The organism is Thalassospira sp. MCCC 1A01148, assembly GCF_001613795.1.
Classification (GTDB): Bacteria; Pseudomonadota; Alphaproteobacteria; order Rhodospirillales; family Thalassospiraceae; genus Thalassospira.
The window spans coordinates 1-14,868 of sequence record NZ_LPVZ01000010.1 but is presented as its reverse complement, the minus strand read 5'-3'; the positions used below and the strand labels follow the sequence as shown (position 1 = coordinate 14,868).

Here is a 14,868-nt window from a genome sequence, read left to right as displayed (position 1 = left end):
CAATGTCTATGACACGGTTGCACTCTGCCCGCCGCTGATCGTGACCGAGGACGATGTCCGCGAAATCCACGCCCGTCTGGGCCGGGCGCTTGACCGGGCGCTGGATTGGGCAAAGTCTGAGAGCTTGCTTTGATCTGAAAATCGCCGTGCGACACTAGCACGCGAAGCGCACCAAAGAAAAAGCCGGAGATGGGTTTTCCCATCTCCGGCTTTTTGATTTTGGCGTCATCTTACAACGACATCTGTGAATTGACGCATAAAACTGGAAACTCACGCTACCATTTGCCAACGAAATCTCGAACTTTGCGACGCATTATGCTGAAAGGTTTTGAAGCATAATGTTAGAATTCTCTCTATTCCTTGTAAAATCCATAAAATCAAATACTTGCATCACATCTAGTTTGAGAAAAGGGCTACAAATTTCGAAGATTATGTATCGAACTTTACTTGTGGTGTAACCTTGTCATGTATCGAACCGGATATCACGCTCCAAGATACTCATCTGGGCTAGCGTTAATTGCTGCCTTTCTAAAGGGAACCAAATTCGACATGCTCTTTAGCTGCTTGGCTTATGAAGCCAGCTAAGTCATCGATAAGCTCAACATCGACCTTTGACCCAATAGCACACTCCCATACAATGGCAGTGCGCCAACCCAATTTATGCAATTCCTCTATCGCTGTTTTATCTCTCCTAGTGTTGGCCTCAAATTTCTTATTCCAGAAGTCAGTGTTTGTTGCCGGTGTCGTCGCTTTTTTGCAGTCCGGATGACGATGCCAAAAGCAACCATGCACGAAAATCACCACTCGCCACTTCGGCAACACTATGTCCGGTGAGCCCGGCAACAGACGTACATTGAGTCTGTAACGATAGCCCACAGCGTGCAGTGCTTTTCTCAGCAGAACCTCTGGTTTCGTATTTCTGCTCCTGATGCCAGACATCATTCTGGAGCGTGTTTTGGAGTCAACTATATCCATGATTTCACAAACATAGCGCAATCAAGCTTATTTTCCACCTGGTGACACTTGGTGAAACCTGGTAAAAGGCTCGACATTATAGGGAGAAACGATGTCCAAAGATTTTGCCATCATTGATTTGTTCGCCGGTCCTGGAGGGCTGGGAGAAGGATTTTCAAGGGCAGGACGCGACGAGGAAACTCCAATGAAGACCCATCTCTCAATCGAGATGGATGACCATGCAATTCAAACGTTGCGACTGAGAGCCTTCCTGCGATCCTTTGACCAATTTCCCCAAGAATATTACGACGCTATCAATAGTGGTCTTGAGCTTCCAGACTGGGCTGATCTCTATCCCAACAATTGGAAAGTTGCTGACGAGGAGGTACGTCAACGTGTTTTGGGAAGCGATGGCGTATTCGAGGAACTGGCGACCGAGCTCGATCAAGTCCGCGAACGCCATCATGGCGATACTATCTTGATCGGAGGACCTCCGTGCCAAGCATATTCCTTGGTTGGAAGATCGAGAAATCGGGGGAAGGCAGGTTACGTTCCCGAGGATGATAATCGGCATTTTCTATATCGCGAGTATGTCCGCATTCTAGACCGGCTTCGCCCCGCTGCCTTTGTGATGGAAAATGTTAAGGGGATGCTCTCGAGCCAAATCAATGGCGGTCGGATTTTCAGCAAAGTACTTGACGATCTTGAGGAGGCGGGAGACGGGTACCGTTTGTTACCGCTAGCAGCTTCCTCCCCACCCGACGGCTCCCGAGCTTCGGCCAAAGACTTTCTGATACGGTCAGAAGACTTCGGAGTTCCGCAAGCCCGCCATCGAGTAATCATTCTTGGAGTTCGGGCGGATCTGGCGCAACGCCTGAAACTTGATGGCCCGCTTCTCGGCAAACCCCAAAAGCAGGTGAACGTGGGCAGCGCAATTGATGGCCTCTCACCTCTACGCAGTGGACTTAGCCGCGGCGACACGACAGAAGCTTGGAAAACAACAGTAGTTGAACAGGCTATGCGCATTACCAGAACGGAAGGCATTCCAGAAGAAGTAAGGAATATCGTGCAAAGAATTTCTTCTGCCAACAACCTGCCTGAAGCAAGGTCAAGCTGCGCGAAGACGATTGCTGGTGATATGCCAAAACATCTCCTCAAGTGGTTCGATGATGAACGACTTCGTGCAACATTCCATCATGAGACCCGAGGACACATCCCAGACGATATTGGCCGCTACCTTTTCTCGTCTGCTTTCTCCAGCGTGCACTCACGCTCTCCGAAACTGGACGAGTTTCCAGAGTTTTTACTGCCAGCTCATAAAAACCGGGATTCTGGACATTTCTCAGATCGATTCCGCACCCAAGTGAGTGGACGCCCATCGACCACTGTCACAAGTCACATATCCAAGGATGGTCATTATTTTATCCATCCCGATCCCAGCCAGTGCCGCTCACTGACCGTAAGGGAGGCAGCCCGCTTGCAAACATTCCCTGATAACTATTTTTTCTGTGGGTCTCGAACCAAACAGTATCATCAAGTGGGCAACGCGGTACCACCTTACTTGGCGTGGCAAATAGCTAAAGCGGTTCACAAAATCTTGAGATAAAGACAGCCTGAATGTTGACTTAATCAGATAGGGCGAAAACGATCTCTAACCAAGCGCGTCCAGAGGGGTGCCCTCTTCAGCCAATCGGTCGATAAGAAGTTTCATCGCATTCTTTTCAGGTCTGGAAAGCGAGATATTTCCAACGGCCAATTTCACCAAGGCACTATTAGATTTGTCGGTAAGAAGATGCTTTTCTTTTGCATTTTTGCGAACAATCTCCGCTTTAGCGACAATCGAAAGCAGCAAGACATCAAGATCAATTTCATTATCTATTTTTTTCGTGTCACGCCCATCTTTTTTCAAATCTTTTTCTTCATCAAGACTGACCAAAACATGCTCAGGGAGAGCTGTCACATCGAAGTCAGTCTTTGAAACGGCCTCCCAGCAAGCCTGCATTTTGCAGTATTCGCCTACATTTCGCACATTTGTGGGAGTGCTTCTAATCGCACTAGCCACTTGAGGCGCAAGCGCAGTGATGAACTCTTGAAGCTCGTCAGGTACGTCCTGCGACGACCAGATGATATCCCAGTTGAGAGACGCCTGCCCAATACTACGTATATGATGAGCAAGCCATGCCAACGTGTAAGCGACAGTCTGAGACTTGAAGCCGCGATCAAGCTGATACCAATCCGATTGCGCGATCATCTTGTCGGTCCACCTGAACAACAGCGCCATAGAGCACGCATTTTTGAACCACGTTTCGTTGTAATCAGCTTGATGGGCCTTCCATGACTTCGCTGTTTCGTCGGCGAAATGCATAAAGCACTTCTGCGCCCCCTTCGAGACAATGTCAGGACGACAACGGAAGGTGACTAAGTATTTTGCGAGATCCGTTTTGACCATAACTTTAGCCTTGGGAAACTCAACCTGATACTTTCGTCTTTCGGACTGGCTAGCATAAGCCATACCATCGCGGTACTGGCCCCGCGCACGCTCATAGAACCATTTTTCTCCTGAAAGCGCCCCATCCTGAGGCGGAGCTGCAAGAACCCTCGAATAGCGTTCCATCTGCAAATGAAATGGATGATTTGAGAAGAAATCCGCTTCCGAAATACGATTTTGCGTATTCGCATAACGTGAAATAAGCGGGACTACTTTTTCGACGGCAGTTTCGGGTACAACCGACAACTTCATTTGAACATGAACTTGGTCTAGTGCAGCCCTTCCCACATCCTTTGCATACAGGATAGAAGCTGTTGTCTGTCCTCCGTTCACGATCTGAAGGTCACGAATAGCCGAGATGGCGAGCTGACCGTCACCCAGCTCCTTGAGCTCTACCTCGGATGCCGTCGCTGTCAAACCATTGTTATAGGCAAAAAACATCTCAGGTTCTTTGCGGATCGTCGCAAGAATTCCCTTGTTCACTTTCGTTCTTGCCTGGAGATAGGTTCTTACATTTTGTTCAAGCAGACGCGCCCCATAGAGCCCATAAACTTCGGCCAACAGTTCACCCGGGATTGCCAACAGATAGGATTCATAATCAGCCGATGAGCGAGAAGCTCGTAGACAAGGAATTGGGCTACCGGAGATTTCTTCTAGATTGACCTCGATAGCTTCAGGTGCTGCCCTCGATTTCTGAATCTCAGCATACCTAGCAACGTCAAGCACTGTATAGACGACAGGAATCCCAGCAACATCACCCACTAGCTGTGGAGGCTTCCTAGCAACGAGGCGAGCATTCGACAGTAAAATCACACGTAAACGTCGGATGGTGTGCTGGTTCGAATATATCGGATAGGCAGCTGAAAACGCAGAGCTACTATCTTCGAGCGCATTGATAAAATCAGGTGAGAGAGCATTCTCAAAAAAATTGGTAGCCTGCTTCAATGCAGAATCAATTCGTGACGCCTGAAGTGACTGCAGATCCTTTCCCTCCCGGTAGTCACAGACCGCCAAATAAAGCGTACCACGATCTGCATCAAACGCATGGCCATCGACACGATAAGGTCGAGAACCTCCTTCTTTTCTGCAGTGTGCATACTCAAGATCTATTGTGTCGCCGTTCTCGCTCGCGGCCTCGCCGTATATTTCAAAAAACGCTTCTTCCTGAAACAATCCACTTGCTTCCGCCTCAAGCATTACATCTTCGCGCAGATCCTGAAACGCCGTGTCGAGATCATCCACCTATCAACTCCTCCAAAGTCGAGCTCAGATCTACAAGGTAAGGCTGACAGTCAGATACTCGAATTCTGTAACGTACCTGTTCCACTCCGTGCCTAAGTTCCGCTCGTTCTATCCGCGGAAAATTATCCCTGATTTTATAAAGGGCTCTGTCCACCAGCATCCAAATTTCGTCATCGTACTCTTCATGCGGCTCATACCCTGCCTCCAACAGCCCGATAGCAAGAAGATCAGACGCTGCGCCTCCAGCAGCTTCCCCAAGGTCAACCAGTTCCTTCGCAATAGAATTGAGAGTGCAGGCATTGGATGTACGGCTTGGCGCAGGAGAAATACCTTGGTTGCACAGGAATATATGGCCCTGCACAGGATCCAACTGATCCTCAGATGAAATCGAAATCATTCGGTCTGCGGTTACTACTTGAGTTTTCACCTCAAAAATCACTGAGGAAATCACGAAATCCTGCTCGTGCCCCTCGTGCCCTGTCCAAGCGAGAAGTGCAGGTAAAATATCCATTCGCGGCAGTAGTTCGTCTCTGACAAACAGAAGTTCACCGACCAAACCAATCCTCTCGCTCCGGGTCAATCGATTGGCACGACGCCTCTTCAGCATTTCGTGCCAGCGATTCAATTCTTCTAGCGTTTTCAGGAGCCCCTCAGCTGATCGAGATGCCGAAATTGCATTGGTTGCGAGCATCAAGCCTGTACACATCAGTGAGAAGTTCTGAAGATCCGCATCATCTTGCAGGACCACAACGAGACGGGTTCGGTCATCTTCCAAGCTTTCCAACTCGATCGACATACCCTTGACACTGGGAAGCACCGGTCTCTTGCCGTCAGGCTTGTCTGTATCAAGCATGAAAACAAAACGCCCGCGGGAATCTCGACCGATACGGAAATCGAGTGGGTGAGCACTGTCGGCAATAAGAACATTGCGCGCGCCGATTTCAGGTGCCGGGCCAAGAGATTTCCATCTCTCAAGCATCTTGCTCCCCCAACATAGCCTCAGCGTCGTCGTCCTCTTCGAGTTCGTACTGGTCGCGAAGTTGCGCCAGATAAACTGCGTTAACTTGATAAGTATGCTCTCTTGCCGGCTGCTTGGTTTGAGGAAGACAGAAAGACAACGTTACAGCGACGTCACCCACTCTCAGTATATCGTCTGACTGTTCTTTGTGATCTATGTCGTTACGGAGGCTGGGCTCGAAGATATGAATGAGCATCAACGGGCGCTGACGGACACTACAAGCCGCACGCTCCGCTTTATATTCGCCGTTATTCTTTCGCTGTTCGGCAATCCGGTTTTGGTCTTCATCAAGTCCAATACGTGCATCTGTTTGGTCCGCGACCCTGCTCCTACCGCCGTAAACCTTGTAGGAACCATTTTTAACCAAACCCTTTTCTCGCTTTCTCAGTGAGAGGCTATGGCCAGCGAACACTTCAGGTTTACCATCTGTCTGACGCATCGGAATTGCCACATCCCAAACAGACATTTCACCAGCAATGCGATCTTGAATGTAGTCCTGAAAAAGAGATGTATCTGCAATCTTAGAAAGATCGGCATGTGCTCCAAAATTGAACCTGTCTAACAAGTTCAACACTTCTCGACCGTTTACCTTGTCCCAAAGAAGATAGCCCTTTGTAGCTTCTTTGGGGTCCCCCAATTGCTTCAAGAAGGACGAGACTGATGCGTAGTTTTCTGCACTTTTGCGACTATCATTTGGTAGCGCATGACCCTCTACATGGCGAGCGGAATAGTCTTGAGCTACGGTCAACTTTTCTGCCGTCCGCATTTTATTGGCAGCCGTCACCCGAATTGCCAAAGGGCTTTGACGAACCTTAAGGCCGAAATCCGCCGGCGTGCTGTTGGCAGCTTTCATACGCTTGACTTCTCTGCGAAGCTCTTCGGTAGCCTCATCGACGTATTCGTAGTGATCAAAGGACATCTTTGGCAGGTACAAGCGGCAAATGTCCTCATAGCCGGGTCGATAACCGAACCAGCGTGCCATCTGCATAAGCGTGTCGCTCGCCCCCACATTTCGCAGGAGATAGGATACGGTCAGTCCCTCGAGCGTCAATCCACGGGAAAGTGCAAGACCACCAATGGCTATAACGTGAAGGCCGTGCTCTTTGTTAAGCGTATAGTCAAGCACTCCCCCTTGCATGTTTACAGTGCGGACTTCGATGCTCTGAATCCCTTCGTTAAGGTTTGAAAGCACTTCAGACCAGTTGTATTCCGTTTCCGAATATTCACGCTCAAAGCTTTCACGCAATTTAGTCATCGTCTCGTCATGGATACTATCCGGATCGAGAGAACCATGAACCGTAACTGCATACTTTAGTTCACCAAGATACTCATGGGCATGCCCTAGGATTTGCGTCTGGATGGCATTGAAACGGCTGACATTGATCATCATCGAACAATGTGCATGCCCCTTTCCTTGAAAAACTCGAATTGCACGAGTTAGACAGAAAACCCGAATCGCGTGTTTCAGACTTTCGGGTAAATCACTTACTGGATCGCCACTCTTATGCTTGAGAGGCAAAAGCACCCGGTAGTCATCAACGGTTTTGACCATGTTTTCCCGCAAATCACCGTCTTCCCTGAAGACCCTATGCGAGCCCACATAATTTGAGGGTGGATCAAGGGCCTTGATGAAATTCCCCGGAAACAGGTCGTCATGCTCCATATCTTCGGACGTTTCAGGATCGATGAAGATGTTGGCAAAAGGTGTTGCTGTATATCCAACATAGGCGGACCTTGGAAAGCGGTTCAAAATCTGCCGAATAATCCCGTTTATTGCAGTCGTGAGCTTTGGGTCCTTTGCCGTGTTGATTGACGCATTGTCCGCCTCATCGTCGATGAGAAGAAGCGGCAGCTCAAAACCACCAGTCTGTTCTTGATCGTCGATCCACTTCTCAAGTCTTTCAAGCACAGACTTGTTCTTCTTAGTCACAAAAATCATCGGCTCCTGGTGACCAGTCAAACCGAAATAGATTCCATCCCTTCCGGCTTTGAAATCTGAATCTCTGGTAGTTCCTACAGCCGGGATTCGCCTTTCCGCTGCGAATCTTTGGATCGGCAGAGACTGTTGAGCAGCGGCATTTGCAACCGAAACCTTTCCTATGAAAGTTTCATCCAAACGTTCCTGAGTCTGAGTCCTTAGAGAATTTGTTATACCAGCAAGAAGAATGATGACTCTGTAACCAGCGTCCGCAGCCTTGCAAATAAGGGCTGAATAATTGGTTGTTTTGCCCATCTGCACATTACCCATCACCATCCCCCGGACCGCTTGATAAGATGGGTCGAGTGGATCTCCGCAAAGATCAAGGATTTCATCAGTGTCAGAATCAAGTGTTGCAACGACGTTAGATGGCAGGGCTCCGGTTTCTCGATAGAATTTACTAAGACGGTTCCAGTAATAGAACTCTAGCTCGGATTTCTTTTTGGAAAGCCAGGGCTGATGACCTTTCGAAATCACGGCACCACGTCTTTGTGTCACCTTGAAACTCGCCTGCAGTTCCCGAACAATAAATACTGTCGCGTCCTCGTCGAGATTATTGAAAGGCCCTTCCCGCACAATTTCTTCAATAGTACCTTCCGGCAAACCTGCTCCGCTCGCGAAAAGGTCTGAGTATTTCTGTTCGATATTCAAACGGAAATAGGCGAGTTCGGCATCATGCATCTACCACCATCCTTTCGACTTCAAATGCTCCTCGACAACTGATGTTTGGCCGGCCCAAGGCTCGGTCACCTGAAGCAATTCCCACAGCTTCTGGAATGATCCCTCTGAGCGCGCCAATAGAGATGGCAAAGCTGTTTCAAGGCGTTCGACAAAAGCGTCTCGATCCAGAGCGCTCTGGTTCATCATCTCAGGACGCACGGCAAAGTCTTCGCCAATGCTGATTGCCGGAAAGCAGTCCTCAATAACCCCCAACGCAGCGGTGAAAGATTGGGCGACTTCAGCATTCTCATGCTCAAGCAACTGCACAATGAGGGGGTGCTCGCGATTAAGGTAATATCGAACTTCACCGTTACGGACATACTTTGCCCATACGGGAGTTTTACCGTCGGTTGGCTTAATCCGACCTCCGCGCGATTGAAACACTTTCCCAGACTGGCCTTTGAGGCCCTTTACTATTTCTTTCAGCCGTGATCGCAAACCAGATGGTAGCTGGGCTTCAGACTTATCCACCGTTATCTTCCAGATTGCGTCAAGGCTGTTGGGGATATTCACAGCTATCCTGACCAACTGAGACAATTCACCATGACGCACCAAACGGAACCATGTGCCGTGCATTATCAAACGATGCTGCCGATAGATGTAGAAACCTTGGTTTCTTACGAAACCTTCCTCGCCGCCCAACTTTTCATGATCATGTGACGAAATTTTCGAGAAGTGCGGAAGGATGAAGGCCTGAACATTGAACGGTTTACCTTCCAATTCGAGATGCTCGACTGGACCATCCTGTGTAGCCAAATGATCACGTAAGAACGGGTCGACAGGAGAGAGCAACCCACCATTGAACGAAATCTTCAGCTTTCTGAGCCCGAACTCCCCCGCAATGTAACGGTGAAACGTAAGTGCTAATTCGGACTTCGCGTGCGCGACTATCTCGTTGAACCCTTTGCTACTAACCCTTCCGAACTCGGAAAGTCGGTCGCACTTGGTCCATATGACTTCAGTTCCATCATGTTCAAGAAGCTTGCTATTCGCAATTTTATCAATTTCACAGGGCTCGAGTATCGCCATTTTCCAGTCTGCAAGATCATCGAGATCCCAGCTTGCACCAGAAAGAACCCCATTCTTTCTCGTCAGAACAGTTAAATGCCGGCATTGGGAAAACGACGCGGACTTCATGCCCCAGCCAAAGCGTCCCAAATCGTCGTCAGCACGTTCGTCATCAGGATTTGCACTTGCTGGTCGCATGGCATCACAAAGTTCCTCTTCGCTCATACCATGGCCGTCGTCGAGAATTCGAACTTCCGGTTCGCCGTCGCTACGTAAACAAAGAATATCGATAGAGCGCGCCTTGGCCTTGATGCTATTGTCCAGCAAGTCAGCAAGTGCACTTGGCAAGTCGTAGTTTCCGAAGCTTCGCGCTGAAGTCATAAGCGCAGCCGCATCAGGTGGATTATTCGTGTACTTCACCAAGCGTCGAAACCCTATCCAGAACATATCCTCCTAATATAGTGATCATCTTTTTTTTCTAACGTAAATGGTTATTGTCAAAAAAATTCTCTTCAATCGACCATCCCTCATGACCGTGCATTAGCTGTTCGATTTAATTGACACAAAACACAAGAGCCCGCGACAAGCGCGGGCTTTGGAAGCTGGGCAACCACTGCTGTCGTTGCATCACATTCATCAGACTGGCGGCATACTGAAGAAGAGCCATTCAATTCGCGCCGGTTCGGCCCGCAGCCGCCCCGTCAAAGCTAGTGTCCTATGCTGTCGCAGATCGTCTGAAGAAGTATTGTCGACTTCCATCAATCGCTGGCCCGGTAACAGGGTTGGTACCTAGTTCCTTCAGCTGGGCTACCATAGTTCTTGCCGAAGTATTCTTGTTTGCTGCCAAGCACGAAGCGGAAATGTATGTTGCCTTGAACCGCTCAATCGCATCCAGTGAAACCTGTCTCCGCAGACGGCCATCTACCGGGACAGAGATTGTTTCAAGAAACCCCTTATGCACCAGATGACGTGTGGCTTCTTCATTTAGTCCCAGCATCCTTGAAGCTTCACGAATGGTAACGGCCCATTTGATCGTCAGCTTTTCATTGTAAAGAAAAGCTCTGAAATCTGCGTCATTGAAGAACAGATCTTTGAAATTGGTCACCTTTTTCGAGGGCTTCAGCGTTTTCAACTCGCCACCGAGCATGGCCTGAACCAGGTCAACGATACAAAGCCCCTTGGCGGTGCAGCGACGTAGCGCTTTAGCAAAAGTCACAGGCTCATCTGCGAATAGACAATAGGTCGCTTGCTTTGTCACAGATGCGATAAATTCGTCGACATCCTGCTTTTTGAATGCCCAGTGTTGAGAACCATCAACCTTGGGCCCTTTTCACTGCCCTGATTAGGCCTGCGTTCACCAGTTTCATGAAAGGGTGCTTTGAAACGCCGAGCAGCTCTTGCGCATCAAAGGTACCCAGCAGGTTCTCACGCGCGTTTCGGTACCGCTCAACCTCCGAGACTTCTATGACGCGAAGACATCTGCTTTGCATCTGTCTCGTGGTTGCAGCCAAACTCCCCTCGGCGATATCGCGTCTCAGGATAGTTGGATGAATACCAAGGCGTCGTGCCGCTTCCGCAACCGTAACAAACGATTGATCCTGGGACCATTCATCCGACAATCGTTTACTGGTTGGCACGACAAACCCAGAAAACCATTTACCTTCGATATATTTTGCGAATTCGGCGCGGATGAGATGCAGATGCTCAACTTCCTGCTGCTTGCGAAACAGATTGGTGTAGAGCGATCGAAATTCTGCCTCGAGCCCGACGTGTTTTTCAACATCTTGCTCGGTGAATTGCCGCACTTCATCGAGTAGCAAGTGGAATCCGTTCGGCCAATCAGCAAGAATCACAGAAACGCGATCAAACACCTCACGCAATGCATCAGCGGTAAGATTGTAAAACAGTTGTCGGCCGGTTCCACGCCCGCGACCTGAAATATAGGCCGCCAAGAACATCGTGTGGTTCAGGAGATCTGTGAAACTCAACATCTGAAATGCCGGATGCAAGGCGCAGTTTTCGTCTGCCAGCTGACCGTGGAAGCGCTTCTCCAACAACCTGCAGAAATCTATTGTTTTATCGGGTGCTGAACGCGGCCGAAACGACCTCAAATCCGCACCACAAGCGCATTCCAGAAGGTTTTCACGCGCCCAGCCAACGCGTCGATTACATTTCCTGCAGCTCTCAAGCAGATAGGTCCCGTGTTTTGGACAGCCACTCAAAGGCTTGATATCCCACAAGGCACGATGGTAGGGAGCTTCGCTCAAGCATTGCGGGCAGTAGCGAAAAGAACGCCTTTCCTGCGCACAAATATGAACTTCATGAGACGCCACACGAACCCACCGGGGCCCCACAATTCGGCTCTGAATATTCGAAAGCTCGCGGTCTGCAAGGTTTAGCGCACTTGCCAACTTTGCAATGTCATCACGCGGTAAATATGTGCGTGGGTGAATACCGAGCTGCCTCAGCATCCAGTTTGGATTGTGATAACCATTTTCCGTCGAAAGCCTGAGCAGATATCCTCGGAAGCTCTCTGCCTTCTCCGGCTTAGGACGTACCAATAGTGACAGATCACCTGACATGTGTCTCACCTTGCTGAGAGGACTTCGTTGACGTTCTGAGAACGTGATGTCGCGCTAATCGACGGGATGCATCCCACCACCGACATATGCCTGCTCTCGGGAAGTGGGTCGATTGCTTGTCCATCCCAACTGTCGAGAAACGGATTGAGAACTGCTTTATCTGGCACAAGGCGCTCTCTGAATGATTTGGCGAGATGCTGCCGAGTTATAGACGAAGCATTGCATTTGGCTGCTTCATATGCGGCGCCATGGATCAGCTTGATCAGAAGAGAAATCAGGCCTTTTGTTGCAGCATGGCAGCGGACAGCTTGACCCTTCAAATCGCTTTTACCTCCCAGAATCTCCGCAAGCTTTCCGTCTACCGCGTCAAGGATCCTGGTGAACTCTGCGCGCTCTGCCTTGTCATCCCAAGCAAAGGGCGAAAGTTCAGTCTGATAACTAAAGCGCCGCATGAGCTGTTCATTTGCCGACAGCACATTTCTCGAATACGGAAGTCCGACCAAAGCCACCGGAATCGATGTGTTGGAAATGAGGTTCTTGAGCCAGTCAGAAACATCGAGGATAACCCGCTCGCTCTTGCGATCGATAAAGTGCTGAAACTCATCAAGGATGATGAGCTTCGTGCCGCACTCCCGAAGCAGCTTGCGAAGTCTTTTGGTTCTTTGCTCAAGTGTGCCCCGATCAGAAAGAGGGTCGCCAAGCTTATCGAGAAGCTCGGACGCCATATTCTTCATCGTTGCCGGCACCGGAATTACCGCGCTCAGAACCGGAACCAATTTACGGTCCGGGGTTTCGACAGGCTGGTTATCGACGAGAAAAGCCTTTGCAAGCGTCGACTTCCCAACACCTGAGGGACCATGGAGGAGCATGCAAACAGGTTCTCCATAACCCGTATAGGACTGCATGCATTCATCAAGCCGTGCCAAACCGGTCTTGAAAGAACGATGGCGGATCAGAACATCACCCATCACCTGATTGATGTCAGAAAGCTTGTCTGGATTAACAGCAATGCTCATACGTCATCCTTTCCAACAGCCTGAATACGCTGCATGCCGTCAGCAAGAAAATCGTCATCTTCGACCAGGTCGTCACGATAATCTTCCTCCTTGGCCGTTGGTGCAGCATCAAATGAGATCTCATAAGACGTGTTCGGCTCAATCATACGATCTTCATTCGAGGGTGCTGGACTGGAGGACTCTCGAAAACGTCCAATCCGTGCATTGGTCGTGCGTTTCCGCTTCTTGGTCTTGGCCGTTTCCTGAATAAGGTCGTGAATGTGTTCTTTGACTTTCGCAAGTTCAGTTGGATCAATCTGACGCGCCCCCATTTTCCGAAGGTACTTACGAAGGATCTTGTGCGGCCATAACCCGAGCCCTTCTGCGTATTCGGGATCCAATGCCGGGACATCGAAATAGGTATTGGTTCTTGGATCACGGACATGAATACGCCACATATTGGTCGGGTCGAATTTCATATCTACTTGGAAATCCTTGTTAGAGCTGTTGCGGAGCTCGGTCAGCTTTCTTGAGCTGTACCAAATGCCCTCTATGACGATTCCTTTGGGGTGAATTTTCCGAACTTCCTTGAAGCAGGAAAGAAGAACATTGAGGTCCTCCTGATCGGAAATAAGCCGGGGCGGAAACGTCTCCACTCCTTCAGTCCATCTCTCAAGCGGTATTGCTTGGATACCCTCGTGCATCTTCCTAGCATGAATTTCGACAATCCATTTACACAAGACATGCTCAAGAATTGCGATAGGAACACTGGCCTCTCCAACCGCATCATTTTCTGAGCGTGCATCCTTGTTGTGAAAGGTTTTCCCCGGCGCATCACACAGCAGAGAGCGGTTGATCTCACCAAAAATCCTCTCCACAACACCTTTGGTCCATGGCGACTTCACTTTGTTATGCTGAATGGTGATACCCAGTTGGGCACACGCGATTTCGAGATCTTTGGAATGGAATTCAGGCCCGTTATCCGTAACAAGAACCTCCGGCACGCCATAACAAGGCCATGTGCCTTCGATGTCAGGGTAACGCTCGTTGACCCATTCCTTGGTGCCAATAGCACTGCGAAGAGCCATCATCACGCTCGCAGTGCTTGGAGCTTCAAAACCAATATAAAATCCAATAGGTAAGAGCGAGAAATGATCAATGACAATTGTCAGCGTTGGCCGTCCCAAAGGAATGCCTAGTTCTGGATCATAGACGATGATGTCGAGCAACGTGTGATCGATCTCAACCCTCTCAAGCGGTCGAGACGAGAATGCACCTTTTCCCACGTGTCGTGTTTCCTTTTCGGCAATGTGTTTCCCGTATCGGCCCCTTAAAAATGTGTAGGGCTCGAGTTTCTCGATTTCGCGATAGAGAGTTCTAAGCGTCGGCACTGCCAGTTGATCAAATGTTGGTCTGTATGCATTCAGTCGTTCGATCTCGACGACGACAGCGGAGTAAACATCCGTTGGCCTGGGCCTCGACGTAACCAGAAATCGCTCATTGACTACGGACTGAAGGATTTCGAGCACCTCGGGAGAAAATCGTCGTTGTCGGTTGCCTGTGCGGTTGGTCTGGAAAACCTCAACATCATCGAAGAGCGCGATTTGATGGGCAATGCCAAACGTCTGGAACCGCTGTTTCAGGATGGTTTGCGTGCCTTTGCCGATCATCCGCTGATTGGTGAAATCCGTGGTGTCGGCCTGATTGCGGGCCTTGAGATGGCAGACAAGAAAACCAAACAGCCATTTGGCAAACCGGGTGCTGTTGCCGCCAAGGTCGTCGCCCTGGCAGCGGAAGAAGGGCTTATTTGCCGCAATGTCTATGACACGGTTGCACTCTGCCCGCCGCTGATCGTGACCGAGGACGATGTCCGCGAAATCCAC

At 49.6% G+C, this 14,868-nt stretch carries 11 protein-coding genes; 2 read left to right on the top strand and 9 right to left on the bottom strand.

Annotated features, from left to right (window positions below; all coding sequences use genetic code 11):
• Positions 1–528: 528 nt before the first annotated feature.
• Positions 529–975, bottom strand: a complete 447-nt coding sequence (locus AUQ43_RS02875) for a very short patch repair endonuclease (RefSeq protein ID WP_114129945.1) — start codon at positions 973–975, stop codon at positions 529–531.
• Positions 976–1,066: 91 nt separating this feature from the next.
• Here AUQ43_RS02875 and AUQ43_RS02870 point away from each other — a divergent pair, with 91 nt between their 5' ends.
• The gene (locus AUQ43_RS02870) at positions 1,067–2,560 is read left to right on the top strand and encodes a DNA cytosine methyltransferase (RefSeq protein ID WP_062954322.1); all 1,494 of its coding nucleotides are present in this window, start codon (positions 1,067–1,069) and stop codon (positions 2,558–2,560) included.
• Between the two features lie 45 nt (positions 2,561–2,605).
• On the opposite strand, the gene AUQ43_RS02865 is transcribed toward AUQ43_RS02870, so the two are convergent.
• From AUQ43_RS02865 to AUQ43_RS02830, 8 genes are all read right to left on the bottom strand, one after another.
• Positions 2,606–4,684, bottom strand: a complete 2,079-nt coding sequence (locus tag AUQ43_RS02865; protein ID WP_062954321.1) for an AIPR family protein — start codon at positions 4,682–4,684, stop codon at positions 2,606–2,608.
• Entirely contained in the window at positions 4,677–5,663 is a 987-nt protein-coding gene (locus AUQ43_RS02860; RefSeq protein WP_062954320.1) for a PD-(D/E)XK motif protein, read from the bottom strand. Before AUQ43_RS02860 ends, AUQ43_RS02865 begins: the two co-directional genes overlap by 8 nt.
• Positions 5,656–8,361 carry a Z1 domain-containing protein gene (locus tag AUQ43_RS02855; RefSeq protein WP_062954319.1) on the bottom strand — a complete coding sequence of 902 codons (2,706 nt, stop codon included), beginning with the start codon at positions 8,359–8,361 and terminating at the stop codon, positions 5,656–5,658. Before AUQ43_RS02855 ends, AUQ43_RS02860 begins: the two co-directional genes overlap by 8 nt.
• Positions 8,362–9,828 (bottom strand): ATP-binding protein, encoded by a 1,467-nt coding sequence (locus AUQ43_RS02850; protein ID WP_181838598.1) that lies wholly within the window; start codon positions 9,826–9,828, stop codon positions 8,362–8,364.
• A 295-nt stretch (positions 9,829–10,123) separates the two neighbouring features.
• Entirely contained in the window at positions 10,124–10,624 is a 501-nt protein-coding gene (locus AUQ43_RS02845) for a hypothetical protein (RefSeq protein WP_147250491.1), read from the bottom strand.
• A gap of 97 nt (positions 10,625–10,721) precedes the next feature.
• The gene (locus AUQ43_RS20040) at positions 10,722–11,990 is read right to left on the bottom strand and encodes a TniQ family protein (protein ID WP_114129946.1); all 1,269 of its coding nucleotides are present in this window, start codon (positions 11,988–11,990) and stop codon (positions 10,722–10,724) included.
• Positions 11,991–11,995: 5 nt separating this feature from the next.
• Positions 11,996–13,006: a TniB family NTP-binding protein gene (locus AUQ43_RS02835; RefSeq protein ID WP_062954315.1), complete on the bottom strand. Its 1,011-nt coding sequence runs from the start codon at positions 13,004–13,006 to the stop codon at positions 11,996–11,998.
• Positions 13,003–14,271: a Mu transposase C-terminal domain-containing protein gene (locus AUQ43_RS02830; protein ID WP_181838599.1), complete on the bottom strand. Its 1,269-nt coding sequence runs from the start codon at positions 14,269–14,271 to the stop codon at positions 13,003–13,005. The genes AUQ43_RS02835 and AUQ43_RS02830 overlap by 4 nt, the downstream gene beginning before the upstream one ends.
• A 261-nt stretch (positions 14,272–14,532) precedes the next feature.
• Between AUQ43_RS02830 and AUQ43_RS02825 the strand changes: the two genes are divergently transcribed.
• Positions 14,533–14,868 (top strand): aminotransferase class III-fold pyridoxal phosphate-dependent enzyme (locus AUQ43_RS02825; protein ID WP_232310565.1); only part of this gene is annotated, 336 nt, incomplete at its 3' end.

Excerpts from the sequence above, each read along its gene's own strand:
- AUQ43_RS02860 (WP_062954320.1), bottom strand. The coding sequence starts at position 5,663 with ATGCTTGAGAGATGGAAATCTCTTGGCCCGGCACCTGAAATCGGCGCG.
- AUQ43_RS20040 (WP_114129946.1), bottom strand. The coding sequence starts at position 11,990 with ATGTCAGGTGATCTGTCACTATTGGTACGTCCTAAGCCGGAGAAGGCA.
- AUQ43_RS02835 (WP_062954315.1), bottom strand. The coding sequence starts at position 13,006 with ATGAGCATTGCTGTTAATCCAGACAAGCTTTCTGACATCAATCAGGTG.
- AUQ43_RS02855 (WP_062954319.1), bottom strand. The coding sequence starts at position 8,361 with ATGCATGATGCCGAACTCGCCTATTTCCGTTTGAATATCGAACAGAAA.
- AUQ43_RS02875 (WP_114129945.1), bottom strand. The coding sequence starts at position 975 with ATGGATATAGTTGACTCCAAAACACGCTCCAGAATGATGTCTGGCATC.
- AUQ43_RS02870 (WP_062954322.1), top strand. The coding sequence starts at position 1,067 with ATGTCCAAAGATTTTGCCATCATTGATTTGTTCGCCGGTCCTGGAGGG.